The organism is Pseudonocardia broussonetiae, assembly GCF_013155125.1.
In the GTDB taxonomy this organism is placed as follows: Bacteria; Actinomycetota; Actinomycetes; order Mycobacteriales; family Pseudonocardiaceae; genus Pseudonocardia; species Pseudonocardia broussonetiae.
On sequence record NZ_CP053564.1, the window covers coordinates 2,455,301 to 2,481,604 of the forward strand.

Annotated in this window: 32 protein-coding genes; 29 read left to right on the forward strand and 3 right to left on the reverse strand. The window is 73.8% G+C overall.

From position 1 onward, the window contains the following. The 17 genes from rplX (at position 1) to HOP40_RS12280 (ending at position 12,987) form a co-directional block, all read left to right on the forward strand. Positions 1 to 327 carry a 50S ribosomal protein L24 gene (gene rplX / locus HOP40_RS12200; protein WP_172157782.1) on the forward strand — a complete coding sequence of 109 codons (327 nt, stop codon included), beginning with the start codon at positions 1 to 3 and terminating at the stop codon, positions 325 to 327. A gap of 1 nt (position 328) precedes the next feature. Next, positions 329 to 907, forward strand: a complete 579-nt coding sequence (gene rplE / locus HOP40_RS12205; protein WP_172157784.1) for a 50S ribosomal protein L5 — start codon at positions 329 to 331, stop codon at positions 905 to 907. A 3-nt stretch (positions 908 to 910) separates the two neighbouring features. Beyond that, a complete protein-coding gene (locus tag HOP40_RS12210; protein WP_172157793.1) occupies positions 911 to 1,096 on the forward strand; it encodes a type Z 30S ribosomal protein S14 in 186 nt (61 codons plus the stop codon). A gap of 72 nt (positions 1,097 to 1,168) precedes the next feature. Then, positions 1,169 to 1,567, forward strand: a complete 399-nt coding sequence (gene rpsH, locus HOP40_RS12215) for a 30S ribosomal protein S8 (RefSeq protein ID WP_141278869.1) — start codon at positions 1,169 to 1,171, stop codon at positions 1,565 to 1,567. Positions 1,568 to 1,580: 13 nt separating this feature from the next. Further along, the gene (gene rplF / locus HOP40_RS12220) at positions 1,581 to 2,120 is read left to right on the forward strand and encodes a 50S ribosomal protein L6 (RefSeq protein WP_172157795.1); all 540 of its coding nucleotides are present in this window, start codon (positions 1,581 to 1,583) and stop codon (positions 2,118 to 2,120) included. Then, positions 2,120 to 2,524 carry a 50S ribosomal protein L18 gene (rplR, locus tag HOP40_RS12225; protein ID WP_172157797.1) on the forward strand — a complete coding sequence of 135 codons (405 nt, stop codon included), beginning with the start codon at positions 2,120 to 2,122 and terminating at the stop codon, positions 2,522 to 2,524. Before rplF ends, rplR begins: the two co-directional genes overlap by 1 nt. 28 nt (positions 2,525 to 2,552) lie before the next feature. Then, positions 2,553 to 3,200, forward strand: a complete 648-nt coding sequence (rpsE, locus tag HOP40_RS12230) for a 30S ribosomal protein S5 (protein ID WP_172157799.1) — start codon at positions 2,553 to 2,555, stop codon at positions 3,198 to 3,200. Then, positions 3,200 to 3,385 carry a 50S ribosomal protein L30 gene (gene rpmD / locus HOP40_RS12235; RefSeq protein ID WP_172157801.1) on the forward strand — a complete coding sequence of 62 codons (186 nt, stop codon included), beginning with the start codon at positions 3,200 to 3,202 and terminating at the stop codon, positions 3,383 to 3,385. Before rpsE ends, rpmD begins: the two co-directional genes overlap by 1 nt. After that, positions 3,382 to 3,837: a 50S ribosomal protein L15 gene (gene rplO / locus HOP40_RS12240; RefSeq protein ID WP_218588921.1), complete on the forward strand. Its 456-nt coding sequence runs from the start codon at positions 3,382 to 3,384 to the stop codon at positions 3,835 to 3,837. The genes rpmD and rplO overlap by 4 nt, the downstream gene beginning before the upstream one ends. A 147-nt stretch (positions 3,838 to 3,984) precedes the next feature. Further along, positions 3,985 to 5,301 carry a preprotein translocase subunit SecY gene (gene secY / locus HOP40_RS12245; RefSeq protein ID WP_172157803.1) on the forward strand — a complete coding sequence of 439 codons (1,317 nt, stop codon included), beginning with the start codon at positions 3,985 to 3,987 and terminating at the stop codon, positions 5,299 to 5,301. Positions 5,302 to 5,346: 45 nt separating this feature from the next. Then, positions 5,347 to 5,895, forward strand: a complete 549-nt coding sequence (locus HOP40_RS12250; protein WP_172157805.1) for an adenylate kinase — start codon at positions 5,347 to 5,349, stop codon at positions 5,893 to 5,895. Between the two features lie 29 nt (positions 5,896 to 5,924). Next, positions 5,925 to 6,719, forward strand: coding sequence for a type I methionyl aminopeptidase (gene map / locus HOP40_RS12255; protein WP_275691350.1), 795 nt, complete (start codon positions 5,925 to 5,927; stop codon positions 6,717 to 6,719). Positions 6,720 to 6,807: 88 nt separating this feature from the next. Next, positions 6,808 to 7,908: a Re/Si-specific NAD(P)(+) transhydrogenase subunit alpha gene (locus HOP40_RS12260; protein WP_172157809.1), complete on the forward strand. Its 1,101-nt coding sequence runs from the start codon at positions 6,808 to 6,810 to the stop codon at positions 7,906 to 7,908. Further along, positions 7,908 to 8,258, forward strand: coding sequence for an NAD(P) transhydrogenase subunit alpha part 2 (locus HOP40_RS12265; protein WP_172157811.1), 351 nt, complete (start codon positions 7,908 to 7,910; stop codon positions 8,256 to 8,258). The genes HOP40_RS12260 and HOP40_RS12265 overlap by 1 nt, the downstream gene beginning before the upstream one ends. Beyond that, positions 8,258 to 9,640: an NAD(P)(+) transhydrogenase (Re/Si-specific) subunit beta gene (locus HOP40_RS12270; protein WP_172157813.1), complete on the forward strand. Its 1,383-nt coding sequence runs from the start codon at positions 8,258 to 8,260 to the stop codon at positions 9,638 to 9,640. Before HOP40_RS12265 ends, HOP40_RS12270 begins: the two co-directional genes overlap by 1 nt. Before the next feature lie 51 nt (positions 9,641 to 9,691). Then, on the forward strand, positions 9,692 to 12,295 hold the full coding sequence (locus tag HOP40_RS12275) for a PEP/pyruvate-binding domain-containing protein (RefSeq protein WP_172157815.1): 2,604 nt from the start codon (positions 9,692 to 9,694) through the stop codon (positions 12,293 to 12,295). After that, the gene (locus HOP40_RS12280) at positions 12,292 to 12,987 is read left to right on the forward strand and encodes a class I SAM-dependent methyltransferase (RefSeq protein ID WP_205347168.1); all 696 of its coding nucleotides are present in this window, start codon (positions 12,292 to 12,294) and stop codon (positions 12,985 to 12,987) included. Before HOP40_RS12275 ends, HOP40_RS12280 begins: the two co-directional genes overlap by 4 nt. Here the strand turns inward: HOP40_RS12280 and HOP40_RS12285 are convergent. Then, on the reverse strand, positions 12,965 to 14,239 hold the full coding sequence (locus HOP40_RS12285; protein ID WP_172157819.1) for an MFS transporter: 1,275 nt from the start codon (positions 14,237 to 14,239) through the stop codon (positions 12,965 to 12,967). The genes HOP40_RS12280 and HOP40_RS12285 overlap by 23 nt on opposite strands. A gap of 250 nt (positions 14,240 to 14,489) precedes the next feature. On the opposite strand from HOP40_RS12285, the gene infA reads away from it, so the two are divergent. From infA to eccB, 12 genes are all read left to right on the forward strand, one after another. Then, positions 14,490 to 14,711 (forward strand): translation initiation factor IF-1, encoded by a 222-nt coding sequence (gene infA / locus HOP40_RS12290; protein ID WP_028929190.1) that lies wholly within the window; start codon positions 14,490 to 14,492, stop codon positions 14,709 to 14,711. A gap of 25 nt (positions 14,712 to 14,736) precedes the next feature. Continuing rightward, on the forward strand, positions 14,737 to 14,850 hold the full coding sequence (gene rpmJ / locus HOP40_RS12295; RefSeq protein ID WP_010148647.1) for a 50S ribosomal protein L36: 114 nt from the start codon (positions 14,737 to 14,739) through the stop codon (positions 14,848 to 14,850). A gap of 173 nt (positions 14,851 to 15,023) precedes the next feature. Beyond that, positions 15,024 to 15,404, forward strand: a complete 381-nt coding sequence (gene rpsM / locus HOP40_RS12300) for a 30S ribosomal protein S13 (protein ID WP_172157821.1) — start codon at positions 15,024 to 15,026, stop codon at positions 15,402 to 15,404. Further along, positions 15,404 to 15,811, forward strand: a complete 408-nt coding sequence (gene rpsK, locus HOP40_RS12305; protein ID WP_141278890.1) for a 30S ribosomal protein S11 — start codon at positions 15,404 to 15,406, stop codon at positions 15,809 to 15,811. Before rpsM ends, rpsK begins: the two co-directional genes overlap by 1 nt. A 15-nt stretch (positions 15,812 to 15,826) precedes the next feature. Then, positions 15,827 to 16,432, forward strand: a complete 606-nt coding sequence (gene rpsD, locus HOP40_RS12310) for a 30S ribosomal protein S4 (RefSeq protein WP_141278892.1) — start codon at positions 15,827 to 15,829, stop codon at positions 16,430 to 16,432. A gap of 91 nt (positions 16,433 to 16,523) precedes the next feature. Beyond that, positions 16,524 to 17,573 carry a DNA-directed RNA polymerase subunit alpha gene (locus tag HOP40_RS12315; RefSeq protein ID WP_172157823.1) on the forward strand — a complete coding sequence of 350 codons (1,050 nt, stop codon included), beginning with the start codon at positions 16,524 to 16,526 and terminating at the stop codon, positions 17,571 to 17,573. Between the two features lie 2 nt (positions 17,574 to 17,575). After that, the gene (gene rplQ / locus HOP40_RS12320) at positions 17,576 to 18,352 is read left to right on the forward strand and encodes a 50S ribosomal protein L17, sunset domain variant (RefSeq protein ID WP_172157826.1); all 777 of its coding nucleotides are present in this window, start codon (positions 17,576 to 17,578) and stop codon (positions 18,350 to 18,352) included. 59 nt (positions 18,353 to 18,411) lie between these two features. After that, positions 18,412 to 19,239, forward strand: a complete 828-nt coding sequence (gene truA / locus HOP40_RS12325) for a tRNA pseudouridine(38-40) synthase TruA (protein ID WP_205347285.1) — start codon at positions 18,412 to 18,414, stop codon at positions 19,237 to 19,239. A gap of 76 nt (positions 19,240 to 19,315) precedes the next feature. Beyond that, complete coding sequence (locus tag HOP40_RS12330; protein ID WP_172157828.1) at positions 19,316 to 20,737, forward strand: purine-cytosine permease family protein; 1,422 nt, start codon at positions 19,316 to 19,318, stop codon at positions 20,735 to 20,737. An 8-nt stretch (positions 20,738 to 20,745) separates the two neighbouring features. After that, complete coding sequence (locus HOP40_RS12335; RefSeq protein WP_172168255.1) at positions 20,746 to 21,177, forward strand: nucleoside deaminase; 432 nt, start codon at positions 20,746 to 20,748, stop codon at positions 21,175 to 21,177. After that, a complete protein-coding gene (locus HOP40_RS12340) occupies positions 21,174 to 22,103 on the forward strand; it encodes an isopenicillin N synthase family dioxygenase (protein WP_240157636.1) in 930 nt (309 codons plus the stop codon). Before HOP40_RS12335 ends, HOP40_RS12340 begins: the two co-directional genes overlap by 4 nt. A 50-nt stretch (positions 22,104 to 22,153) precedes the next feature. Next, on the forward strand, positions 22,154 to 23,551 hold the full coding sequence (gene eccB, locus HOP40_RS12345) for a type VII secretion protein EccB (protein WP_172157832.1): 1,398 nt from the start codon (positions 22,154 to 22,156) through the stop codon (positions 23,549 to 23,551). Here the strand turns inward: eccB and mycP are convergent. Together mycP and eccD are read right to left on the reverse strand one after the other, a co-directional pair. Next, a complete protein-coding gene (mycP, locus tag HOP40_RS12350) occupies positions 23,511 to 24,881 on the reverse strand; it encodes a type VII secretion-associated serine protease mycosin (protein WP_172157834.1) in 1,371 nt (456 codons plus the stop codon). The genes eccB and mycP overlap by 41 nt on opposite strands. After that, on the reverse strand, positions 24,878 to 26,203 hold the full coding sequence (gene eccD, locus HOP40_RS12355; protein ID WP_172157836.1) for a type VII secretion integral membrane protein EccD: 1,326 nt from the start codon (positions 26,201 to 26,203) through the stop codon (positions 24,878 to 24,880). The genes mycP and eccD overlap by 4 nt, the downstream gene beginning before the upstream one ends. Positions 26,204 to 26,304 lie beyond the last annotated feature (101 nt).

Below are 26,304 nucleotides of genomic sequence, written 5' to 3' on the forward strand. Positions count from 1 at the left end.
ATGAAGATCAAGAAGGGCGACACCGTCGTGGTGATCGCCGGCAAGGACAAGGGCGCGAAGGGCAAGGTCATCCAGGCCTACCCCGAGCGCGACCGCGTCCTGGTCGAGGGCGTGAACCGGATCAAGAAGCACACCCGGGTCAGCCAGAACCAGCGCGGCGCGCAGTCCGGCGGGATCGTCACGCAGGAGGCCGCCATCCACGTCTCGAACGTGATGGTTGTCGACTCCGACGGCACCCCCACCCGGGTCGGCCGCCAGGTCACCCGCGACGACGAGGGCAAGCGCAGCAGCGTCCGCGTGGCCCGCAGCAACGGGAAGGAGATCTGAGGTGACTGCATCGACCGATACGGGCACCGAGAAGACCGTCCCGCGGCTCAAGCAGCGCTACCGCGACGAGATCGCGCCCCAGCTGCGCGAGCAGTTCGAGTACGCGAACGTCATGCAGATCCCGGGCGTCGTCAAGGTCGTCGTGAACATGGGTGTCGGCGACGCCGCCCGTGACGCGAAGCTGATCGACGGCGCGCTGCGCGACCTGGCCACCATCACCGGCCAGAAGCCGCAGATGCGCCGGGCCACCAAGTCCATCGCGCAGTTCAAGCTGCGCGAGGGCATGCCGATCGGCGCGAAGGTCACCCTCCGCAGCGACCGGATGTGGGAGTTCCTGGACCGGCTGCTGACGATCGCGCTGCCGCGCATCCGTGACTTCCGCGGTCTCTCGGCCACGCAGTTCGACGGCCGGGGCAACTACACGTTCGGCCTGAACGAGCAGTCGATGTTCCACGAGATCGACCCCGACTCGATCGACCGGCCGCGCGGCATGGACATCACGGTCGTCACCACGGCGACGACCGACGACGAGGGCCGTGCGCTGCTCCGCAAGCTCGGCTTCCCTTTCAAGGAGGCGTGAGACATGGCCAAGAAGGCGCTCCGCATCAAGGCCGCGGCCGTTCCGAAGTTCAAGGTCCGCGGCTACACCCGCTGCCAGAAGTGCGGACGGCCCCGTGCCGTGCTGCGCAAGTTCGGCCTCTGCCGGATCTGCGTCCGCGAGATGGCGCACGCCGGCGAGCTGCCGGGTGTCCACAAGTCCTCCTGGTAGTACCCCTCCAGATCGTCACAGGCCCCCGGGCGCCAGCCCGGGGGAACCAGGCGGGAAAGCAGTGACGTCACCATGACGATGACCGATCCCATCGCGGACATGCTCACGCGTCTCCGCAACGCCAACTCGGCGTACCACGACCGCGTGGTCATGCCGCACTCCAAGCTCAAGGTGTCGATCGCCGAGATCCTCCAGCGCGAGGGCTACATCGCGTCGCACTCCGTCGAGGACGCCGAGGTCGGCAAGTCCCTGGTCATCGAGCTGAAGTACGGGCGCAACCGCGAGCGGAGCATCGCCGGCCTGCGCCGGGTCTCCAAGCCCGGTCTGCGCGTCTACGCCAAGTCCACGAACCTGCCCCGCGTTCTCGGCGGGCTGGGCGTGGCCATCATCTCGACATCCGCCGGTCTCCAGACCGAGCGGCAGGCGCACAAGAACGGCGTGGGCGGGGAAGTCCTCGCCTACGTCTGGTGAGGGGGTAGGAACCATGTCCCGAATCGGGAAGCTGCCCATCACCGTGCCCTCCGGCGTGGACGTCAGCATCGACGGCCGCACGGTGACGGTGAAGGGGCCCAAGGGCACTCTGTCGCACACCGTGATCGAGCCGATCACGATCGAGCGCGACGACACGGGTGCCGTCGTCGTCAAGCGCCCGGACGAGGAGCGCAAGAGCAAGGCCTACCACGGCCTCTCGCGCACCCTCGTGAACAACCTCTTCGTCGGCGTCACCGCCGGCTACGAGAAGAAGCTGGAGATCCACGGCGTCGGTTACCGCGTGGCGCTCAAGGGCAACACGCTGGAGTTCGCGCTCGGGTTCAGCCACCCGGTCGTCATCCCGGCGCCCGAGGGCATCACCTTCGCGGTCGAGACCCCCACGCGGTTCTCGGTCTCCGGCATCGACAAGCAGCTGGTCGGCGAGGTCGCCGCCAATATCCGCAAGCTGCGCAAGCCCGACCCGTACAAGGGCAAGGGCGTGCGCTACGCCGGCGAGGTCATCCGCCGCAAGGTCGGGAAGACGGGTAAGTAATGGCCGACACGATTTCCGCGGCCGCCAAGAAGCGGACCGCCTCCCAGGTGTCCAGCAAGCGCCGCGTCTCGCGCACCCGCCGGCACGCCCGGCTGCGCAAGAAGGTCAGCGGCAGCCCCGAGCGCCCGCGCCTCGCGGTCAACCGCAGCGCACGGCACATCGTCGTCCAGCTCATCGACGACCTCGCCGGCCGCACGCTGGCCTCGGCGTCCACGATGGAGGCCGACGTCCGCGCGCTCGACGGCGACAAGAAGGCCCGCGCGGCCAAGGTCGGCGAGCTCGTGGCCGCCCGCGCCCGCGAGGCCGGCGTCACGGCCGTCGTGTTCGACCGCGGTGGCTACGGCTACCACGGCCGGATCGCGGCCCTGGCCGACGCCGCCCGCGAGGGCGGTCTGGAGTTCTGATGATGATTCACACGGAAGGGAACGTCTGATGCCGGGACGCGCACGGCGTGACGGCGGGGGGCCCAGCAGCGGGCCCGGTGGCGAGCGCTCGAACTCGGGCGACCGCCGCGACCGCCGCGACGGAGGCCGTGGCGGGGCGGCCCAGGACAAGACCCCGTACATCGAGCGGCTGGTCACGATCAACCGCGTCGCCAAGGTCGTCAAGGGCGGTCGGCGCTTCAGCTTCACCGCGCTGATGATCGTCGGCGACGGCGACGGCCTGGTGGGCGTCGGCTACGGCAAGGCCAAGGAGGTGCCCGCGGCGATCGCCAAGGGTGTGGAGGAGGCGAAGAAGAACTTCTTCCGCGTCCCCCGCATCGGCGGCACGATCGTCCACCGGGTGCAGGGCGAGGCCGCTGCCGGCGTCGTCCTCCTCCGCCCGGCGAGCCCCGGTACCGGCGTCATCGCCGGTGGCCCGGTGCGCGCCGTGCTGGAGTGCGCCGGGATCCACGACATCCTCTCCAAGAGCCTGGGCTCCGACAACGCGATCAACGTCGTCCACGCGACGATCGCCGCGTTGAAGATGATCCAGCGCCCCGAGGAGGTGGCGGCCCGCCGTGGCCTGCCGCTCGAGGACGTCGCCCCGGCCCAGATGATGCGGGCGCGTGCGGAAGCCGCGCAGGCGGCGAGGGCCTGATGGCGAAGCTGATCATCACCCAGCGCAAGAGCGTCATCGGCGCCAAGGCCAACCAGCGCGCCACCATGCTCTCGCTCGGCCTGCGCAAGATCCGGCAGACCGTCGAGAAGGACGACACCCCCCAGGTGCGCGGCATGGTCCACACCGTGCGCCACCTGGTCACGGTCGAGGAGGTGAACTCGTGAGCGAGTCCACGATCAAGATCCACCACCTGCGCCCCGCGCCGGGTGCCAAGACCGCCAAGACCCGCGTCGGACGCGGTGAGGGCGGCAAGGGCGGCAAGACCGCCGGCCGCGGTACCAAGGGCACCCGCGCCCGCAAGGGCGTGCCCGCGGGCTTCGAGGGCGGGCAGATGCCGCTGCACATGCGGCTGCCCAAGCTCAAGGGGTTCCGCAACCGGTTCCGCGTGGAGTTCCAGGTCGTCAACGTCGGCGACCTGGCCACCCTGTTCCCGCAGGGCGGCACCGTCGGCCCCGACGAGCTCGTCGAGGCCGGTGCCGTGCGCCGCAACCAGCCCGTCAAGGTGCTGGGCAACGGTGACCTGGACGGCGTCGCGCTCACGGTGAGCGCGCACGCGTTCTCCGGCAGCGCCCGCGACAAGATCGCGGCAGCAGGCGGGTCCGTCACCGAGCTGTGACTCCCGTTCGGTGCGGACCGGCGCCATCGCGCCGGTCCGTGCCGTGGGGGCGGCACAGCCGCTGTTAGGGTTCCTGCGCGGTGCGCCCGATGGGCCCGCTGCGGCAGCCCGCGACGCGGGGGCCACCAGTACAGGAGGATCACACCAGTGCTCAGCGCTTTCCGGTCGGCACTGACCACGCCGGATCTCCGGAAGAAGATCCTCTTCACGCTCGGGATCGTCGCGGTCTACCGGCTCGGCGCCACCATCCCGTCGCCGGGCGTCTCGTACCCGGCGGTGCAGCAGTGCATCGCCGACGTGTCGAGCGGCGCGAACTCCAGCGTGTACTCGCTGATCAACCTGTTCTCCGGCGGGGCGCTGCTCCAGCTGTCGATCTTCGCGCTGGGCATCATGCCCTACATCACGTCCAGCATCATCGTGCAGCTGCTCACCGTCGTCATCCCGCGGTTCGAGCAGCTGAAGAAGGAAGGGCAGTCGGGTCAGGCCAAGCTGACCCAGTACACCCGCTACCTCACGATCGCGCTCGGCATCCTGCAGGCCACCGGCATCGTCGCGCTGGCCGACCGCGGCCAGCTGTTCCAGGGCTGCACGCAGGACATCATCCCGGGCGACAGCGTCTTCGACCTCTCGCTCATCGTCATCGTGATGACGGCGGGCACCGCGGTCATCATGTGGCTGGGCGAGCAGGTCACCGAGCGCGGCGTCGGCAACGGCATGTCCCTGCTGATCTTCGCCTCGATCGCGGCCCGCATCCCGGCCGAGGGCGCCAACATCCTCAACAACCCCGAGGGCGGCCCGCTCATCTTCACGGGCGTCTGCATCTTCGGGCTCGCCATCATCGCGAGCGTCGTGTTCGTCGAGCAGGGCCAGCGCCGCATCCCCGTGCAGTACGCGAAGCGGATGGTCGGGCGCCGGATGTACGGCGGCACGTCGACCTACCTCCCGCTCAAGGTGAACCAGGCCGGCGTCATCCCGGTGATCTTCGGTTCGTCGCTGCTGTACCTGCCGCAGCTGGTGTCCCAGCTGGTCGGCACGGAGTCGGGAGCGGTCCAGCAGTTCGTGCAGACCTACCTGGTCGACCAGTCCAACCCGGTGCACATCCTCCTGTACGTCGGGCTGATCATCTTCTTCACGTACTTCTACGTCGGCATCACGTTCAACCCCGACGAGCGCGCCGACGAGATGAAGAAGTTCGGCGGCTTCATCCCCGGCATCCGCCCGGGACGCCCCACGGCGGAGTACCTCAACCACGTGCTCTCCCGCATCACGCTGCCGGGATCGCTCTACCTCGGCCTCATCGCGGTGCTCCCGAACTTCTTCCTCGGCATCACCGGATCGGGGCAGAACCAGAACTTCCCCTTCGGCGGCACGGCCGTGCTGATCATGGTCGGAGTGGGGCTGGACACCGTGAAGCAGATCGAGAGCCAGCTCATGCAGCGCAACTACGAGGGCTTCCTGCGCTAACGTCCGTCGGGTCAACTGAACTCCAGCAGGGAAAGGCGGGTTCGCGTGCGACTCGTTCTGGTCGGTCCGCCGGGCGCGGGCAAGGGCACTCAGGCGGAGCGGATGGCGGCGCGGCTCGACGTGCCGCACATCTCCACCGGGGACCTGTTCCGGGCGAACCTCAAAGAGGAGACCCCGCTCGGCGTCGAGGCCAAGCGCTACATGGACGCCGGCGACCTCGTCCCCGACGAGGTGACGGTCGCGATGGTCCGGGAGCGCCTCACCGAGCCCGACGCCGCGAAGGGCTTCATCCTCGACGGCTTCCCGCGCACCGCCCCGCAGGCGGAGTCGCTGGCCGGGCTGCTCGAGGAGCAGGGCCTGCAGCTCGACGCCGTCGTGGAGTTCGTCGTCCCCGACGAGGTCGTCGTGGCGCGGCTGATGGGCCGCGGCCGCAGCGACGACACCGAGGACGTCATCATCCGTCGCCAGCAGGTCTACCGGGACGACACCGCCCCGCTCCTCGCCTTCTACGCCGACCGGCTCATCCGCGTCGACGCCGTCGGAACCGTCGAGGAGATCACCGAGCGGGTGTTCGACGCCCTGCCCACGCCGTGAGCGGCGGGCGCGGCGGGGTACGGGGGCTGGTGAACCGCTTGCGCGGCCGTGACATCGAGCTGAAGACGCCGGGCGAGCTGGAGGCCATGCGGGCCGCCGGCGCGCTCGTCGCCCGCACGCTCGTGGCGGTCGTCGAGCTGGCGAAGCCGGGCGTCAGCACCGCCGAGCTCGACGCGCTGGCCGAGCAGACGATCCGGGACGGCGGCGCCGTCCCCTCGTTCCTGGGCTACCACGGCTTCCCGGCCTCGATCTGCGCCTCGGTGAACGAGCAGATCGTGCACGGGATCCCGTCGGCGTCGGCGGTGCTCGCCGACGGCGACCTCATCTCGGTGGACTGCGGCGCGATCCTCGAGGGCTGGCACGGCGACGCCGCGGTCACGATCCCGATCGGGGCCGTGTCCGAGGCCGACCTCAAGCTGTCGGCGGCCTGCGAGGCCGCGCTGCACGCCGGGATCGCCGCGGTGCGGCCCGGCGGGCGGCTCACCGACATCTCGCACGCGGTGCAGGAGGCGTGCGAGGAGGCCGGGCGCCGCGACGGCGTGCCCTACGGCATCGTCGCGGAGTACGGCGGCCACGGCATCGGCACCTCGATGCACATGGACCCGTTCCTGCCCAACCACGGCGAGCCCGGCCAGGGCCCGCGCCTGCGGGCCGGGATGGCGCTGGCGGTGGAGCCGATGCTCACCGGCGGCGACCCGGAGACCCTGGAGCTGGCCGACGGCTGGACCGTCGTCACCGCCGACGGGAGCCGGGCCGTGCACTGGGAGCACAGCGTCGCCATCACCGAGGACGGCCCGCGGATCCTCACGCTGCCCGTGAGCTGACCCGGCTGAATCGGTCGAGGCCCGTCCGTGACCCGACACTGATCACACGGCGGGTCCCCTCGTCGTGGCGCTGGGCTAGGTTCCCGCCATGACTGCAGCAACCGGGGGCACCACCGTGGGTGTGCCCCGCGAGTCGGGAGCGGACGAGCGGCGGGTCGCGCTCGTCCCGAAGGTCGTCGAGAAGCTCCGCACGCGGGGGGTCGAGGTCGTCGTCGAGTCCGGGGCCGGGCTCGGGGCGCTGATCCCCGACGAGCTCTACGTCGCGGCGGGCGCCACGATCGGCGACCCGTGGTCGGCGGACGTCGTCGTCAAGGTCGCGCCACCGAGCACCGAGGAGATCGGCCGGCTCCGCTCGGGCGCCACCCTGATCGGGTTCCTCGCCCCGCGCACCGCGCCCGAGTCGCTGGCGGCGCTCAAGGCCGCCGGGGTCGTCGCGTTCGCGATGGAGTCGATCCCGCGCATCTCGCGGGCCCAGTCGATGGACGCGCTGTCGTCGCAGGGCAACGTGGCGGGCTACAAGGCCGTCCTGCTCGCCGCCGAGCGCTCCACCCGCTTCTTCCCGATGCTCACCACCGCGGCGGGCACCGTGAAGCCGGCGCAGGCGCTGGTGCTCGGCGTGGGCGTGGCCGGGCTGCAGGCGCTGGCCACGGCCAAGCGCCTGGGGGCCCGCACCACCGGCTACGACGTGCGCCCCGAGGTGGCCGACCAGGTCCGCTCACTGGGCGCGCAGTGGCTCGACCTCGGCATCGAGGCCGTCGGCGAGGGCGGCTACGCCCGTGAGCTCACCGACGACGAGCGCGCCGAGCAGCAGAAGCGCCTCGAGGAGGCCATCACCGGCTTCGACGTCGTCATCACCACCGCCAACGTGCCGGGCCGCAAGGCGCCGACGCTGGTCACGGCGCGGGCCGTCGAGGGCATGCGCCCGGGCAGCGTCGTCGTCGACATGGCGGGGGAGAGCGGCGGCAACTGCGAGCTGACGGAGGCCGGCGAGGTCATCGTGGCCCACGACGTCACGATCGCCTCCCCGCTGAACCTGCCCGCGACGATGCCCGAGCACGCCTCGGAGCTCTACGCCCGCAACGTGTCGGCCCTGCTGGAACTGATGCTGGACGAGAACGGCGCGCTGGCGCCGGACTTCGACGACGAGGTGCTCGCGCAGTCCTGCGTCACCCGAGAGGTGAGTGCCTGATGAACGTCTCCATCCTCGCCGCCGACGCGACGGAGGCGGGCTCCTCGGGACTGCTCGCGAACATCGCGATCCTCGTGCTGGCCGGCTTCGTCGGCTTCGCGGTGATCTCGAAGGTGCCCAACACGCTGCACACGCCGCTGATGTCGGGCACCAACGCGATCCACGGCATCGTGCTGCTCGGCGGCATCATCGTGCTGGGGAGGCTGGAGGACCCGTCGATCGGTGACTCCATCATCCTCGTGGTCGCGATCGCCTTCGGCATGATCAACGTGATCGGCGGCTTCCTGGTCACCGACCGGATGCTCGGCATGTTCAAGGCCAAGCCCGCGCAGAAGAAGGGCGACTCCTGATGGACGTGCTCATCCCGATCCTCTACATCATCGCCTTCAGCCTGTTCATCTACGGCCTGATGGGCCTCACCGGCCCGAAGACGGCCGTGCGCGGCAACAAGATCGCCGCCGTCGGCATGACGATCGCGGTGGTGGCCACGCTGCTGACCGTCACGCACAACTGGATCCTCATCATCGTGGGCCTGGTGGTCGGCACGGCGCTGGGCGTGCCGTCGGCCCAGAAGGTCCAGATGACGGCGGTGCCGCAGATGGTGGCGCTGTTCAACGGTGTCGGCGGCGGCGCGGTGGCGCTCATCGCGTGGTCGGAGTTCCGCACCACCGAGTCGTTCTCCGGCGTGCCCACCTACGTCATCGTGGCGTCGCTGTTCGCGGCGATCATCGGCTCGGTCTCGTTCTGGGGCTCGATCATCGCCTACGGCAAGCTGCAGGAGATCCTGCCCGGCCGCCCGATCGGCCTGGGCCGCGCGCAGCAGTTCGTCAACGTCCTGCTGCTGGCCGGCGCCGTCGCCTGCGCGATCGTCGCCGGGCTGGGCGGGGCGGCCGAGATCTGGATCATCGGCCTGCTGGTGGTCGCGGCCGTGCTCGGCGTCCTGGTGGTGCTGCCCATCGGCGGCGCCGACATGCCGGTCGTCATCTCGCTGCTCAACGCGCTCACCGGCCTCTCCGCCGCCGCGGCGGGCCTCGCGCTCGACAACACGGCGATGATCGTCGCGGGCATGATCGTCGGGGCGTCGGGCTCGATCCTCACCAACCAGATGGCCGTGGCCATGAACCGCACGATCCCGGCGATCGTCGCGGGCGGCTTCGGCGGCACGACGCTGGTCCCCGGCGCCGACGACGGGGTCGACCGCACGGTGAAGTCGACGTCCGCGGCCGACGCCGCCGTGCAGATGGCGTACGCGTCCTCGGTGATCGTCGTCCCGGGCTACGGGCTCGCCGTCGCGCAGGCGCAGCACGCGGTCAAGGACATGGCCAAGCTGCTGGAGGCCAAGGGCGTCGAGGTCAAGTACGCGATCCACCCGGTGGCCGGGCGCATGCCGGGCCACATGAACGTCCTGCTCGCCGAGGCCGACGTCTCCTACGACGCGCTCAAGGAGATGGACGACATCAACGACGAGTTCTCCCGCACCGACGTCACGCTGGTGATCGGGGCGAACGACGTCACCAACCCGGCGGCCCGCTCGGACGCGTCGAGCCCGATCTACGGCATGCCGATCCTCAACGTCGACCAGAGCCACTCGGTGATCGTGCTCAAGCGCTCCATGAGCAGCGGCTTCGCCGGCATCGACAACCCGCTGTTCTACGCCGACAACACCGCGATGCTGTTCGGCGACGCGAAGAAGTCGGTCGCCGCGGTCACCGAGGAGCTCAAGGCGCTGTAGGTCCGTCCCACCCTGCGTCACCGCGCCCGCGCCCCGAGTAGCGTCGCGGGCGTGACGGCAGTGGTGGCTCTCGGTGACGTCGGCCGCGCCGACGTCACCGTGGCGGGTGGCAAGGGCGCGAACCTCGGCGAGCTGGTGCGGGCGGGCCTGCCGGTCCCGCCGGGGTTCGTGGTTCCGACCGCCGCGTACGACGCGTTCGTCGCCGCGGCGGGGATCGGTGCGGAGGTCGTGGCGCTGGCCCGCACGGGCGGACCCGGCGCGGCCGACGCCATCGCGGCCCTGTTCGCCGCGCACGAGCCGCCCGCCGACTGGGCCGACGCGATCACGGCCGGGTACGCGGGGCTGGGCGGCGGGCCGGTCGCCGTCCGCTCGTCGGCGACGGCGGAGGACCTCGAGGGCGCGAGCTCCGCCGGGCAGCAGGACACCTACCTCCACGTCGAGGGGGAGGCGGCGGTGCTCGCCGCCGTCCGGGACTGCTGGGCCTCGCTGTGGACCGGGCGCGCGATGGCCTACCGCTCGCGGGCGGGCGTCGACCCGGCGGGCGTGAGCCTGGCCGTCGTCGTCCAGCGGATGGTCGACGCCCGGGCCGCCGGCGTCCTGTTCACCGCCGACCCGACGACCGGTCGCCGCGACCGCGCCGCGGTGAGCGCGGCGTGGGGGCTGGGCGAGTCGGTCGTCGGCGGGACGGTGAGCACCGACGACCTCGTCGTCGACGCGGCCACCGGCGCCGTCGTCGCGCGGCACGTCGCCGACAAGGCGGTGATGACCGTCCCGGGGGCGACGGGCACGCGCGAGGTGGCGGTGCCGCCGGGCCGCCGCCGCGAGCCGGTGCTCGACGACGCCGCCGCGGCCGAGCTCGTGGCGCTGGGCGTCCGGATCGCCGCGCACTTCGGCGCGCCGCAGGACGTCGAGTGGGTCCGGGACACCGGCGGGGCGTTCCACGTCGTGCAGGCCCGGCCGGTCACGGCGCTGCCCGAGCCCACCGGCGACGTCCCGACGAGCTGGCCCGTGCCGTACCCGGGGGGCACGTACTTCCGCGCGAGCATCGTCGAGCAGATGCCCGACCCGCTGACGCCGCTGTTCGCCGACCTCGTCGACGGATCGGTGACCCGCTCGCTGGGCGAGCTCATGGCGACCGCACTGGGCGACCCGCTGCGCGAGGGCGACCTGGCGTTCCCCACGGTCAACGGCTACGCGTACTACTTCTACCGCAACGCCGGGCTGGTCCGGATGACGCTGCGGACGCCGCAGGCGGTCCGGGCGCTGTCCGGTCCGGGCGGCTCGACGGCCCGGGGCGGGGTCACCGCCTGGCGGGAGACGGCGCACCCGGCCTACGCCGCCGCCGTCGCGGAGTGGGCGGACCGCGACCCCGCGCTGCTCACCGCGGCCGAGGTGCTCGACGGCGTCTCGGCGCTGCTCGACGCCGGTACGCGCTACTACACCGCGGTCCAGTCGATCATCCCGCTGGCGGCGGGGTCGGAGATCGTGTTCACCGCGTTCTACGACCGGCTGGTCCGCCGGCAGGGCGAGCCGCCCGCGCAGGCGCTGCTCGTCGGGTTCGACAGCAGGCCGCTGCAGGCCGAGAAGTCGCTGCACGACCTGGCCCTCGCGCCCCGCGACGCCGACTGGGACGACCGCTTCCGCCGCCACCTCGCCGAGTTCGGGCACACCGTCTACAACCTCGACTTCGCGAGCCCGGTGCCCGCCGACGACCCGGAGCCGCTGCTCGCCACGATCCGGTTCTTCGCCGAGGGCGGCGGCACCCACCCCCACGAGCGGCAGCGGCGGGCGGCGGCGCAGCGCGACGAGCTGACCCACCTCGCCCGCGCCCGGCTCGACCCGGTGCGCCGCGCGCTGTTCGACCGGCTGCTGGCCGCGGCGCAGTCCACCGGCCCGGTCCGCGAGGACGCGCTGGCCGACGTCGGGCTGGCGTGGCCCACCATGCGCCGGATGCTGCGCGAGCTCGGGCGCCGGCTCGCCCTGGACGGCGTGGTCGCCGACGCCGACGACGTGTTCTGGCTGCACCACGACGAGCTCCGCGCCCTGGCCGGCGGCACCGAGCGGCCCGACCTGCGCGCCGAGGTCGCCGAGCGCCGGATGGTCTGGCGCGGGCAGCGCCGCGCCGTCCCGCCGCAGATGCTGCCGGAGCGGCCGTGGCTGAGCCGGGCGCTGTCGTCGGTGATGCCCGCGCGCGAGGGCGGGGGCACCGGGGCGGTGGTGCGGGGGGTCGGCGCCGGGTCTGGCCGCGTGACGGCCCCCGCGCGCGTCCTCGACGGCCCGGCCGACTTCGCGTCGCTGGTGCCGGGGGAGGTGCTCGTCGCCCGGATCACCACGCCCGCGTGGACGCCGCTGTTCGCGATGGCCGCGGCCGTCGTCACCGACGTCGGCGGGCCCCTGAGCCACGGCTCCATCGTCGCCCGCGAGTACGGGATCCCGGCCGTGCTCGGCACCGGGTCGGCCACGAGCCGGATCCGCACCGGGCAGGAGGTCCTCGTCGACGGCGACGCCGGCACGGTCACGCTGCTCGACGAGGCCGACGACGAACCGGCCGCGGTCCGCCCGCCGTCGCGGGCGGGGTGGGTCCTGGCGGGCGTCGCGGGTGCGCTGGTGCTGGCCCGGCGGCGGAGGCGGCGTCGGCTACGGTCGGGGGCGTGATCGACCTCGGCCGCGTCTGCGCGCTCTACCGCACCCACGCCGCCGACCTGGCCCGCGTCGTCGAGGAGCAGCGGCGGTTCCGCGAGGCGACGCCGTCGATGACGCCGCAGCTCGACGACGTCGAGGCCGAGGTGACCTACCTCCTGCTGCGCGATGCGCGGCCGGCGCACGTCATGGAGCTGGGCACCTTCCACGGCTGGTCGACGAGCTGGATCCTGCGGGCGCTGCGCGACAACGGGTCCGGCCACCTGCACTCGTTCGACCGCATCGACAACGTGCGGCGCACGGTGCCCCCGGAGCTGGCGGCCGACCGGTGGACCTTCGTCCTGGGCGACGTCCGCGAGCGCCTCGCCGACGTGCCGCGCGACGCGGGCTACCTGTTCGTCGACGCCGCGCACACCGCGTCGTTCGCGCGGTGGTTCCTCGCCGAGCTGTTCCCGCTGGTGCCGGCCGGGATCCCGGTGAGCGTGCACGACGTCCACCACGGGCGCCGGGTCCTGCCCCTGACCGAGGGTGCGGTCGTGCTGCGCTGGATGCGGGAGCACGGCGTCACCGGGTTCACGGCGTCGCGCCGACGGGCGCCGGAGGCGTTCACCCGGATCGCGGAGGTCCGCGCCGAGCTCGGCCTGACCGGGGCCCGCGGCACGACGCGCAACCCGATGCTGTGGTTCACGATGCCGGCGCTGCGCTGACCTCGGCGGGCACGTCGAGGGGGTGGGCGATCTCGTCGCGGTGCAGGCGCCAGCCCAGGATCGCCGCGATCGACAGGAACACCGGGATCGCGCCGGCCAGCAGGAACGTCAGCGGCAGGCCCAGCGCGTCGCCGACCGGCCCGGCCAAGGCCATCGAGATCGGCATCAGCGCCAGCGAGACGAAGAAGTCCAGGCTGGACACCCGGCCCAGCAGGTGCGGCGGCACGCGGCGCTGCAGCAGCGTGCCCCAGATGACGGTGGCCGCCGCCCCGGTGACGCCGACGACGAACGCCGCGGCGCCCATGACCCAGAGCAGGTCGGTGACGCCGAGGACGACCAGCGGCAGCGAGCCCGCGCCCCACAGCAGGATCATCCAGGTGAGGTAGCGCCGGGGCAGCCGACCCGCGGAGGCGGCGACCGAGCCGACCACCCCGCCGACGCCGTAGCTCGCCAGCACGAACGCGTAGCCGCCCGGCCCGGAGCCGGTCTGGTCGCGCACCGCGAACGGCACGAGCACCTCGATCGGGCCGATGATCAGCAGGACGAGCACCGAGGCGAAGGCCAGCGTCGCGAACAGCCAGCCGGTGCGCAGGAAGTAGCCGAAGCCCTCGCGCAGGTCGGCGAGCACCGACGCGGGGCCGTCGGCGCGCGCGGCGACCGGCGCCACCCGCATCACCAGCAGCGGCAGCAGGGCCACGACGTTGGCCACGGCGGCCGCGACGATCGCGGTGCCCGGCAGGAACGCGCTGACCAGCACGCCGGCCAGCGCCGGACCCAGCGCCTGCATGACGACCGGGCGCAGCGTCCCCTCGACGCCGTTGGCCGCCAGGAGCTCGTCGGCGGGCAGCAGCGTGGGCAGCAGGGCGGAGTAGGCCGGGAAGTAGAAGCCCTCCGCGGAGCCGAGCACCAGCGAGGCGACGGCCAGGTGCCACAGCTGCAGCGAGCCCGTCAGCGAGAGGGCGGCCGCGGCGCCGGCCGCGACCACCCGCACCGACTCCACCCCGATGAGCAGCGCGCGGCGCGGCAGCCGATCGGCCGCGATCCCGCCCACGAGCACGCTGGCGAGCAGGCCGACGCTGCCCGCCGCGACGACGAGCGAGAGCTCCGACGGCCCGCCGCCGAGCGCGATGACCTGGTAGACCACGGCCAGCAGCCAGACGCCCGTGGCGAACAGCGAGGACGCCATCGACGCCACCAGGAGCCGGTAGTCGCGGTGGCGGAAGGGGCGGAGCGGGCGCGGCAGCGTCGTCACGGCCGAAGCTCACCACTTCGACGCGGGTGCAGGTCAACCGAGATCCCGTGCGCGTGTACCCCATGTGCGGGTCGGTGCGCAACGGTTGTACTCTGGACGTTCGGTGCGCCTCTGTGCGTCCCGGGATGCATCTGCAGCCGTCGTGCCGTTCGAGGTAGCACCTCTGAGGGACCAGCGGTCCCGGGCCGGCGGACAGGCGCCACCAGCACGACGTCAACTGTACGTACACCTGTCACGGATCGCGGAGGACATGGCCAAGAAGGACGGGGCGATCGAGGTCGAGGGCCGGGTCGTCGAACCCCTGCCGAACGCGATGTTCCGCGTGGAGCTGGAGAACGGGCACCGGGTCCTCGCCCACATCAGCGGCAAGATGCGGCAGCACTACATCCGGATCCTCCCCGAGGACCGCGTGGTGGTGGAGCTGTCTCCGTACGACCTCACCCGCGGCCGCATCGTCTACCGCTACAAGTGACCGACCAACTGAGAGAGCGACGGACGTGAAGGTCCAGCCGAGCGTCAAGAAGATCTGCGACAAGTGCAAGGTGATCCGCCGTCACGGCCGGGTCATGGTGATCTGCGAGAACCTGCGCCACAAGCAGCGCCAGGGCTGATCGCCCCGCAGTTCTTCGTCCACAGGACGCAGCAACACAGAGGAACCCGACGCACCTACCGCGCCACACGGGCGCAACCCACCCCCGGAACCAGGCCGGGGCCCGGAACTACAGCGGCTCCGGGACGGGCGTCGGGCAGACCTGGACACGGTTACGACAGGAGAAACCGCCGCATGGCACGTCTTTCCGGCGTCGACCTCCCCCGCGACAAGCGGATGGAGATCGCGCTCACCTACATCTTCGGGATCGGTCGCACCCGCTCCCTGGAGATCCTCACCGCCACGGGCATCGACCGCGACCTGCGCTCGAAGGACCTGACGGACGACGACCTCACCAAGCTCCGCACGTACATCGAGGAGCACCTGCGCGTCGAGGGCGACCTGCGCCGTGAGGTGCAGGCCGACATCCGCCGCAAGATCGAGATCGGCTGCTACCAGGGGATCCGGCACCGCCGGGGTCTGCCGGTGCGCGGCCAGCGCACCAAGACCAACGCCCGCGGCCGCAAGGGACCGAAGAAGACGGTCGCCGGCAAGAAGAAGGCAGGTAAGAAGTAATGCCGCCCCGCACTCGCCAGCAGGCCGGACCCAAGAAGGTCCGTCGCAAGGAGAAGAAGAACGTCGCCCACGGGCACGCTCACATCAAGAGCACGTTCAACAACACGATCGTGTCGATCACCGACCCGACCGGTGCCGTGATCGCGTGGGCCTCCGCGGGCCACGTCGGTTTCAAGGGCTCGCGCAAGTCCACGCCGTTCGCCGCGCAGATGGCCGCCGAGAGCTGCGCCCGCAAGGCGGCGGAGCACGGCATGAAGAAGGTCGACGTGTTCGTCAAGGGCCCCGGGTCCGGCCGCGAGACCGCGATCCGTTCCCTGCAGGCCGCCGGCCTCGAGGTCGGCACGATCTCCGACGTGACCCCGCAGCCGCACAACGGCTGCCGTCCGCCCAAGCGGCGCCGGGTCTAGGGGAGGAGACGAGAGATGGCTCGCTACACCGGACCCATGACGCGCAAGTCGCGTCGCCTCAAGGTCGACCTCGTCGGCGGTGACCAGGCCTTCGAGCGCCGCCCGTACCCGCCCGGCCAGCACGGCCGGATCCGCATCAAGGAGACCGAGTACCTCCTGCAGATGCAGGAGAAGCAGAAGGCCCGATTCGCGTACGGCGTGCTGGAGAAGCAGTTCCGCCGCTACTACGAGGAGGCCAACCGTCGCCAGGGCAAGACCGGTGACAACCTGCTGCAGATCCTCGAGACCCGCCTCGACAACGTCGTGTACCGCGCGGGCCTGGCCCGCACGCGGCGCATGGCCCGTCAGCTCGTGAACCACGGCCACTTCCTGGTCAACGGCCAGAAGGTCGACATCCCGAGCTTCCGCGTCTCCCAGTACGACGTGATCGACGTCAAGCCGAAGTCGGTCAACACGGACCCGTTCATCATCGCCAAGGAGCTCCTCGGCGACCGTCCGGTTCCGGCGTGGCTGCAGGTCGTCCCCTCGAACCTGCGCATCCTGGTCCACCAGCTGCCCGAGCGTGCGCAGATCGACACGCAGGTCACCGAGCAGCTGATCGTCGAGCTCTACTCCAAGTAGAGCTGGACACCCCCGGTCCCGCAGGGAGGGACCGGGGGCTCACTGCGGCTTCAAATAGCGGTAGCCGCAGGCCTGAAGGAGGCCCCATCCCATGCTGATCTCTCAGCGCCCCACCCTGGCCGAGGACTCGGTCGTCGACACCCGCTCCCGGTTCGTCATCGAGCCGCTGGAGCCCGGTTTCGGCTACACGCTGGGCAACTCGCTCCGGCGCACGCTGCTGTCGTCCATCCCGGGCGCGGCGGTCACCAGCATCCGCATCGACGGCGTCCTGCACGAGTTCACGACCGTCCCGGGGGTGAAGGAGGACGTCACCGACATCATCCTGAACCTCAAGGAGCTGGTCGTGTCCTCCGAGGAGGACGAGCCGGTCACGATGTACCTGCGCAAGCAGGGCCCCGGCCCGGTCACGGCGGGCGACATCGTCCCGCCCGCCGGCGTCACCGTGCACAACCCGGACCTGCACATCGCCACGCTCAACGACAAGGGCCGCCTCGAGGTGGAGCTCGTCGTCGAGCGGGGTCGTGGCTACGTCCCGGCCATGCAGAACAAGGCCACCGGCGCCGAGATCGGCCGCATCCCGGTCGACTCGATCTACTCGCCGGTCCTCAAGGTGACCTACAAGGTCGAGGCCACCCGCGTCGAGCAGCGCACCGACTTCGACAAGCTGGTGCTCGACGTCGAGACGAAGCCCTCGATCACCCCCCGCGACGCGCTGGCCTCGGCCGGCAAGACGCTGGTGGAGCTGTTCGGCCTCGCGCGCGAGCTGAACGTCGACGCCGAGGGCATCGAGATCGGCCCGTCGCCGCAGGAGGCCGACACCATCGCCGCCTTCGCGATGCCGATCGAGGAGCTCGACCTCACGGTCCGCTCCTACAACTGCCTCAAGCGCGAGGGCATCCACACCGTGGGTGAGCTCGTCGGCCGCAGCGAGGCCGACCTGCTCGACATCCGCAACTTCGGTGCGAAGTCGATCGACGAGGTCAAGATGAAGCTCGTCGGCCTCGGGCTCGCGCTCAAGGACAGCCCGCCCGGATTCGACCCGTCGGCCGCGGCCGCCGAGTACGGCTCCGACGGCGGTTACGACGCCGACCAGCCGTTCGGCGACGACGGCCAGGACTACGCAGAAACGGAGCAGCTGTAGCCATGCCTCAGCCCACCAAGGGGCCCCGCCTGGGCGGGTCACCCGCGCACCAGCGGCTGATCCTGGCCAACCTCGCGACGTCTCTGTTCGAGCACGGCCGGATCACGACGACCGAGGCCAAGGCGCGCAAGCTGCGCCCCTACGCCGAGCGCCTGATCACCAAGGCCAAGGTCGGCGACCTGCACAACCGTCGCGAGATCCAGAAGGTCATCCGCGACAAGACGGTCGTGCACCGCCTGATCGCCGACATCGGCCCGTTCTTCGCCGACCGCCAGGGCGGCTACACCCGGATCACCAAGACGCTGCCGCGCAAGGGCGACAACGCCCCCATGGCCGTGATCGAGCTGGTCCAGCAGAAGACGGTCACCGACGAGGCCAACCGCGCCCGCCGGGCCGCCGCCTCGCAGCAGGCCGCGGCGACCACGCCCGCGGGCGTGGCCGCCGAGGAGGCTTCGGAGAAGGCGCTCGACGCCGCCGCCGAGGCCCCCGAGGGCAGCGACACCCAGGAGAAGGCGCTGGACGCGGCCGAGTCCGCCCAGGAGGCCGCCGACTCCGCCGACGCGCCCTACGGCGAGGGCAGCCACGCCCCGCTCGAGGACGCCGACGAGGCGCCGGAGGGCTTCGAGATCAAGGGCAACGCCGACTCGATGCTCTACCACGTCCCGGGTTCGCGGTTCTACGACAACACCGTCGCCGAGGTCTGGTTCGCCAGCGCCGAGGCCGCGGAGGCCGCCGGCTTCTCCCTCCCTGCCTCGCAGCAGAAGAAGGACGAGTCCTGAGCCACCCGCTCCACGCGCCCGAGCCCGTCGTCCCCCCGGACGGCGGGCTCGGTCCGTCTCTGCGCCGGCGCCACCGGTTCGACCTCGCCTACGACGGCACGGACTTCTCCGGGTGGGCGGTCCAGCCCGGCCTGCGGACGGTGTGCGGGGTGCTCGTCGACGCGCTGTCGACGGTGCTGCGCGAGCCCGTCGCGGTGACGGTGGCCGGGCGCACCGACGCCGGCGTGCACGCCACCGGTCAGGTCGCCCACGCCGACCTCCCCGCCGACCTCGACCCGGAGTGGCTGGTGCGGCGCCTCGCGCGCCTGCTGCCGCCCGACGTGCGCGTCCGCGCCGTCCGGCCCGTCCCCGACGCCTTCGACGCCCGGTTCGGCGCCCTGCGCCGCCACTACCGCTACCGCGTCGCCACCGCGCCGCACGGCGCCGAGCCGCTGCGCGCCCGCGACACCGTCGCCTGGCCCTTCCCGGTCGACGTTGACGCCCTCAACGCGGCCTCCGCGCTGCTGCTGGGCGAGCACGACTTCGCCGCCTTCTGCAAGCGCCGCGAGGGCGCCACGACCGTGCGGGCGCTGCAGGAGCTGCGCTGGAGCGTCGACGACGAGCGGGTCGTCACCGCCGCAGTGGCCGCCGACGCGTTCTGCCACTCGATGGTTCGCAGCCTGGTCGGGGCGCTGCTCGACGTCGGCCGCGGGCGGCGGGCCCTCGACTGGCCCGCGGGGCTGCTGCGGCGCGGCGAGCGGGCGAGCGAGGTGCCGGTGGCCCCGGCCCACGGGCTCACCCTGGTCGCCGTCGATTACCCGCCCGACGCCGACCTCGCGGCGCGGGCGGAGCAGACGCGCCACGTGCGGTCGCCCGCTGTGCCTCCGCCGCCCGTGAACTCTGCGTGACCGAACCGGACAGGCAGTGCCGCGGGGGCGCGGTGCGGACGTAGCGTCGGCCCATCCACCGAGTGCGGGAGGACCCATGACCGCCGAGCCGACGCCCGACGCCGCCCACGCCGAGACCGCCCGGTCCGGCACCGCCCCCGTCTACGGCGCGAAGATCGTCGCCGTGGAGCCGGGGAGCAACGGCCCCGTCGCCGACGCCGAGCGCCACGGCCGGCCGCGGCAGCTGTTCTGGACCTGGACCTCGCCCAACCTCGAGTTCGCGACGATCTTCGTCGGCGTGCTGTCGGTGCAGGTGTTCGGGCTGACGTTCGGCCAGGCCGTCGCCGCGATCCTGCTCGGCAACGGCATGGCCGGGATCGCGCACGGCGTGCTCTCGGCACGGGCCCCGTCGGCCGGCGTGCCGCAGATGGTGCTGGGCCGGCTCGCGTTCGGCTACCGCGGCAACGTGCTCCCCGCCGGGCTGATGACGATCACGTCGGGCTTCGGCTGGTTCGCGGTCAACAGCGTCAGCGCCTCCTTCGCGCTCAACTCGCTGACCGGGCTGCCCGCGCCGTTCTGGCTGGTCGTCGTCGTGCTGGTGCAGGTCGGCGTCGCGTTCTTCGGGCACAACCTGGTGCAGGCGTTCGAGCGCGTCGCGTTCCCCGTGCTCGCGGTGGTGCTGGGGATCGGCGCGGTGATCGTGCTGGCGTCGTCGGACCCGTCGTTCGTGCCCGTCGACGGCGGCACCGGCGGGATCGGCGGATTCCTGCTGATGCTCGGCGCGGTCTTCGGCTACACCGCGGGCTGGAGCCCGTACGCCGCCGACTACGCGCGCTACCTCCCCGCCGACAGCCCGCGCCGGCGCGTCGGGCTCGCCGCGGGCGGCGGGCTGTTCGCGTCGACCTCGCTGCTGATGGTCGTCGGCGCGGCGTCGGTGAGCGCGGCGGCCGCGGTCGGCAGCGTCTCGGAGAACCCGACCAGCGCCTACGTCGGCGTCCTGCCCGGCTTCCTGGCCGGGCTGACGCTGCTGGCGATCGCGCTCGGCGCGGTGGCCGCGAACGTCCTCAACGTCTACTCCGGCGCGATGGCGTTCCTGTCGATGGGCTTCCCCATCAAGCTGGAGCGGGCCCGGGCCGTCGTCGCGGTGGCGTTCGGGGTGGTCGGCTTCGTCATCGCGCTGGTCGCCCTCGGTGACGCCGCGGCCGGGTACGAGGCCTTCCTGCTCGTGATCGTCTACTGGATCGGACCGTGGCTCGGCGTCGTGCTCACCGACCAGTACCTGCGCCGCGGCGCCGTGCCGACCGAGCTGTTCTACGACCGCTCCTACCGCAACCCGGCCGGGGTGATCGCGCTGGTCGCCGGCATCGTCGTGTCGGTGGGGCTGTTCTCCAACCAGGAGCTGTTCGTCGGGCTGGTGCCGTCGGTGGCGCCCGGGATCGGCGACATCACGTTCCTCGTCGGCTTCGCGCTGTCGGCGGGCTTGTACGCGGTGCTGTTCCGCCGGAGCATGGCCCGGTGAACCCCGAGATGCTGGACGTCGCCGTCGAGGAGGCCCGGGCCGGGCTCGCGGAGGGCGGGATCCCGATCGGCGCCGCCCTGTTCGCGGGCGACGGCACGCTGCTCGGCCGCGGCCACAACCGCCGCGTCCAGGACGGCGACCCGTCGATGCACGCCGAGACCGCCGCCTTCAAGGCGGCCGGGCGGCAGCGCGACTACCGCACGACGATCATGGTGACGACCCTGTCGCCGTGCTGGTACTGCTCCGGGCTGGTGCGCCAGTTCGGGATCGGCGCCGTCGTCGTCGGGGAGGCGCAGACGTTCTCCGGCGGGCACGACTGGCTCGCCGAGCACGGCGTCGACGTCACGGTGCTCTCCGACGAGCGGTGCGTCGGCCTGATGACCGACTTCATCGCCGCCCGGCCGGACCTGTGGTTCGAGGACATCGGGGAGGTCCCGTGATCGCGACCGTCGACCTGCGCGACCCCGACCCGGCCGCCGTCGACGCCGGGCTGCAGGAGGCCGGGTTCCTGCTGGTCACCGGGCACGGGGTCGACGCGGCGCTGCGCGCCGAGCTGCGGGCGGCCGCGCGGCGGTTCTTCGCGCTGCCGGCGTCGGTGAAGCAGGCGTACGCGGTGGGCGTCGGCGGGCGCGGGTGGCTGCCGCCGGGCGTCGAGGCGAACGGGGCCGTCGAGGGCCCGGGCTCCGACGGGCAGGAGCACCCGCCGGACCTCAAGGAGTCGTTCGCGATCGGGCCGGACACCACGACCGGCGACCGGGACGTCGACGCGGTGTGGTTCCCGCCCAACGTGTGGCCCGCCGAGGTGCCGGAGCTGCACGAGGTGGCCACGCGGTACCTGGCGGAGATGACGGCCGTCTCGGGCCGGCTCCTCGAGCTGTGCGGGACCGCGCTCGGTGTGGCGCCGCTGACGACGACCACCCCGACCTGGACGTTCAACATCAACCGCTACCCGCCGCTGACCGAGGTGGGCGAGCCCGCGCCGGGGCAGTTCCGCATCGGCCCGCACACCGACTTCGGCACCGTCACCGTGCTCGACCGTGAGCCCGGGGCGGGCGGCCTGCAGGTGCACAGCGACGCCGGGGGCTGGGAGGACGCGCCGTACGACCCGGACGCGCTCACCGTCAACGTCGGCGACCTGCTCGCCCACTGGACGGGGATGCGCTGGCGCTCCGGGCGGCACCGCGTGCTGCCGCCGCAGCCGGGCTCGCCGCACGAGGAGCTGATCTCGCTCGTGTTCTTCTTCGAGCTCGACCACGACGCGCTCGTGACCCCGCTCGCGCCGCCGATCGGGCGGCGCGCCGACCTGGAGCCGGTGGTGTCGGCGCCGTTCCTGCGGGAGCGCCTCGACGCGATCTCGGTCGGCTGAGTTCTCCCGAACGCCCACGACGGGTGGGCGCCGGGGGTTAGCGTCCGCGGATGCGGACGCCCGCCACCCGCGACCAGGCCGACGCCCACCGGTTCGGGGTGCGGCGCCTGGAGTCCGCGCTGGTCCGCGGCGATCCGGTGCCGCTGCACGAGCAGCTGCGCACCCAGCGCCGGGCCGCGGTGGCCGGGGCCGTCCTGGGGGTGCTGGCGCTGGTCGGCGCGTTCGTCTGGGCGAAGATCGACCCGCGGCCGGGGTGGTCGGCGCAGGCCGTCGTCGTCGGGGCGGAGTCCGGGGCGATGTACGTGGTGGCGCACGGGCCCGACCGGCTCGTGCCGGTCGCGAACCTGCCCGCCGGGCGGCTCGTGCTCGCGGCGCTGCGCCGAGGCGGGGCGACCGGGGCCGACCCGGCGACCGCCGAGCCGGTGCTCGTGGCCGACGCCGACCTCGACGCCGCGCCGCGCACCCCCACCGCCGCCGTACCCGGGGCCACGGCCGTGCGCCTGGGCGGGGCGGTGGTGGCGCCGCGGTGGGCGGTGTGCGACGTCACCGATGCGGAAACCGGATCCTTCCGGACGGTGGTGGTCGGCGGGACGGCGCCGATCGTCGGGGATGCGGCGCCGGTCCTGCTCGCCGTGGAGGGCGGTGGCACCTGGCTCGTGGTCGGCGGCCGGCGGCACCGCGTCGACCCGGCCGACCGCGCCGCCACGGGTGCGCTGGGGCTGGACGGGCGGGAGCCGCGCCTCGCGTCGGCGGCGCTGGTGAACGCGCTGCCCGAGGGGGTGCCGCTGCGCACCCCGCGCGTCCCCGACGCCGGGGCGTCCGGCCCGGACGGGGTGGGCGAGGTGGGGGACGTGCTGGTCGTGGCCCCGCTCGGCGGCGCCGCGCCGACGTTCCACGTGCTGCTGGCCGGGGGTGCGCAGCAGGTCCCGGCGGCCGTGGCGGAGGCGCTGCGGGCCGCGGGCGCGGTGGCGCGGGAGGTCGGGCCGGACGTGGTGGCGCGGCTGCGGCCGCTCGTCGCGCTCGACGTCGTCGGGTGGCCGGATGCGGTGACGCCGCCGTCGGACGCGCCCGTCGTGTGCGTGATGTGGTCGGACGCGGACGGTACGGCGAGCGTCGTGGGGCCGGCGCTGCCGGTGCCGGCGGCCGCGGCGGGCGTCGACCTGGCGCAGGCCGACGGGCCGGGCGAGCGGGCCGACGCGGTGGTGCTGGTGCCCGCGGGCGGCGGGGCCGTGCGGGCCACCGGGCCGGGACGCGCGCCCGGGGCGGGGCCGCTGTGGCTCGTCGCGGCCACCGGCGTCGCCTACGGGGTGGCGGACGAGCCGACGGCGCACGCGCTCGGCATCAGGGCGGCGGAGCCGGCGCCGGAGTGGGCGCTGCGGCTGCTGCCCGTCGGCGGGACGCTCGACGTCAGCGCGGCGGAGCGGACGGTGGACGTGCTGCCGGGCTGACCCCGGCCCGGTCGGCGTCGCGCCCGCGCAGCCGTGCGGCCAGGGCGGAGGCGGCGCCGAGCAGCCCGACGACGGCGGCCAGGTCGAGCGGCGGAGCGGGCGGGAGCGCTCGGGGCGCGGTGCCGACGAGCGCGCCGGTGCCGGCGGGAGCGTCCGGGACACCCAGGACGGCGGGTTCGGCGGTGAGCGCGGCGACCGGGTCGACCGCGCCGGCGCCGAGCGCGTCGTCGCGCCCACCGGCGGGGCGGCGGGCCGTGGCCCGGATCCGGTCGACGACCTGCGCCGCGGTCAGCTCCGGGAAGTGCTCGCGCACCAGCGCGGCCAGCCCGGACACCAGCGCGGCGGAGGAACTGCTGCCCGCGAGGGGGTCCGCGGTGAGCCCGCCGCCGACCGCGAGCGAGCGCGCGCCGGTGCCGGGGGCGGCGAGGTCGACCCAGCGGCCGGCGACCGTGAAGCCCGCCGCGGCGTCGTCAGGCCCGGTGGAGCCGACCGCCACCACCTCGTCGTACCAGCCGGGCAGCGACACCTGCCCCGGCTCGTCCCCGCACCCCCCGACGCCCGCGTTGCCCGCCGCGGCGACGACCACGACGTCGGCGTCGACGGCGAGGCGCAGGGCCGCCTGCAGCCGCGCGCCCCCGGCGGCCGCCCGCTCGGGCGGGAGGCACACCGCCTCCGAGACGTTGACGACGTCGGCCCCCGACCGCACGGCCAGCACGACGGCCTCGGCCAGTGTCGCGAGGTCGCCCGCCGGGCGTTCCCGCCCGTCGGGACCGGGCACCGAGAACGACGGGCCGGCCTGGCGGACGGAGAGGAGCGTGGCGCCCGGGGCGACGCCGACGACCTCGTCGCCGGGCGAGGGGGCGGCCGCGATGAGGCCGGCGACGGCGGTGCCGTGGCCGTCGCAGTCGTCGAGGCCGGCGCCGGGGCCGCCGCCGGTGAGGAAGTCGCCGCCACCGCGCAGCCGCCCGGCGAGCCGCGGGTGCGGCGCCACGCCGGTGTCGATCACGGCGACGAGGACGCCCGCTCCGGTGGCGAGGCGGTGGGCGTCGGACAGGCGCAGGCGGCGGCCGGGCGGCGGGTCGGGTGCGACGGCGGTGCCCATCGGTAGCGGCGCGCACGAGCGCGGGGCGCGCAGGCCGGGGGCGGGTCCGGGCGCGTCGCCCGCGGGGGCGCTCGCGCGCAGTGGCGGTGGGGCGGGGACGTTGTCGTCGTCCACCGAGGTCGCGGCGTGCGCGGACGGCGCCGCCGTGGCGTGCGCGGACGGCGCCGCCGCGAGCAGGGCGGCGAGGGCCAGCGCCGCGAGTCCGGCGGCGGTGCGCAGACTCCTCACAGTGCCCGGACCAGCGCGAACAGCCCCGTGGCCGCGAGCGCCAGCGGCACCGCGGACGCGACGAGCACCCCCTCCAGCACGTCGACGGCCCGCCGCGCGACCGGCGAGGCCGGCGGCCGCTCCGGACCCGCGACGACCGCGACCGCGGCCATGACGAGCCCGGCGACCAGCAGCCGCCCGGGACCGTCGGAGCCCAGCGCGACGGCGACGGCCAGCGCCGCCCCGCCCGCCACGGCGCAGCCGAGCAGGGAGCGGGCGGGCGCGGCGTCGGCGAAGCCCCGCGCGCGCAGCCCCAGCACGGCCACGACGACCGCGGCGAGCGCGGTGCCGGCCCCGCTCCCGGCCGCGGCCGCCGGGCCCACCGAGGCCGCGGCCAGGACCCCGCAGCCGCCCACCAGCCCGGCGAGGTGCGCGCGGGCGAGCGCGGCGCGCTCCGCGAGCTCGGCGGGCGGCAGGGGCCCGTCGTCGGCGGCGAGCTCGCCCGCGTCGGTGGGGACCACCGGGGCGGGCAGGGCCGCGAGGCGCAGCGCGGCGCGGGGGAGCAGCGGCCCGGCCAGCAGCGCGAGGGCTCCGGTGCCCGCCGCGAGCGCGGCCGGGGACGCGCCGAGGCGCAGGTGCAGGAGCGCCGCGAGCGCCGTCGGCACGGCCACGACCACGATCCCGACCAGCACCGGGTCGACGGCCCGCCGCAGCGCCTGCGCCACCGCCGCGACGACCCCCGCGGCGGTGACGCCGAGCAGCACCTGCGCGGCGCCCGGCCCGGACGCCGCCGCCCCGGCGCCCGCGGCCAGCGCGACGGCGACGAGCGCGCCGCGGTCGGTGCGGGCCGTCCGCGCCAGCGCCGCGACCGCGCCGAGCCCGCCCAGCACCGCTGCCGCGACACCCCACGGCCCCGCCGGCACCGTCGCGAGCAGGGCGGCGGCGAGGCAGGCCAGGACGACGGCGACGGCCGGGCGGGCGTCGGGGAGGGGGCGCTGCGCGTCGCCCGCGGACGCCGCCAGCGCGTCGACCGGGTCGTCGAACACCGGGGGCGGCGGGGGCGCACCGTCGGGGCCGAGCCGCAGCAGCTCGCCGTCGAGCACGCCGAGCTCGTCGAGGGTGGCCGCCGGGTGGAGCGGGCCGCCCGTGACGCCGGTGAGTCGCCACGGCAGCAGGCGCCGTCCCGGGCCCGGCTCGCCCACCAGCTCCAGCACCATCGGCACCAGCTCGCCCACCGGCACGTCGGCCGGGAGCGCGACGTCGACGCGGGTGCGCGGGGCCAGGACCGTGAGCCGGGTGTAGGCGGGCGGCGCCGGCTCGGCCACCGGTCGGACGACGGACATGGGGACCTCGACCTCCTCCGACGACTTCCTCCGAACCGCCCCGCCGGACGGGCGCGGCTGCCTACCATCCCCCGCGCCCGGCCGTCCCGTGGGCGTTCCGG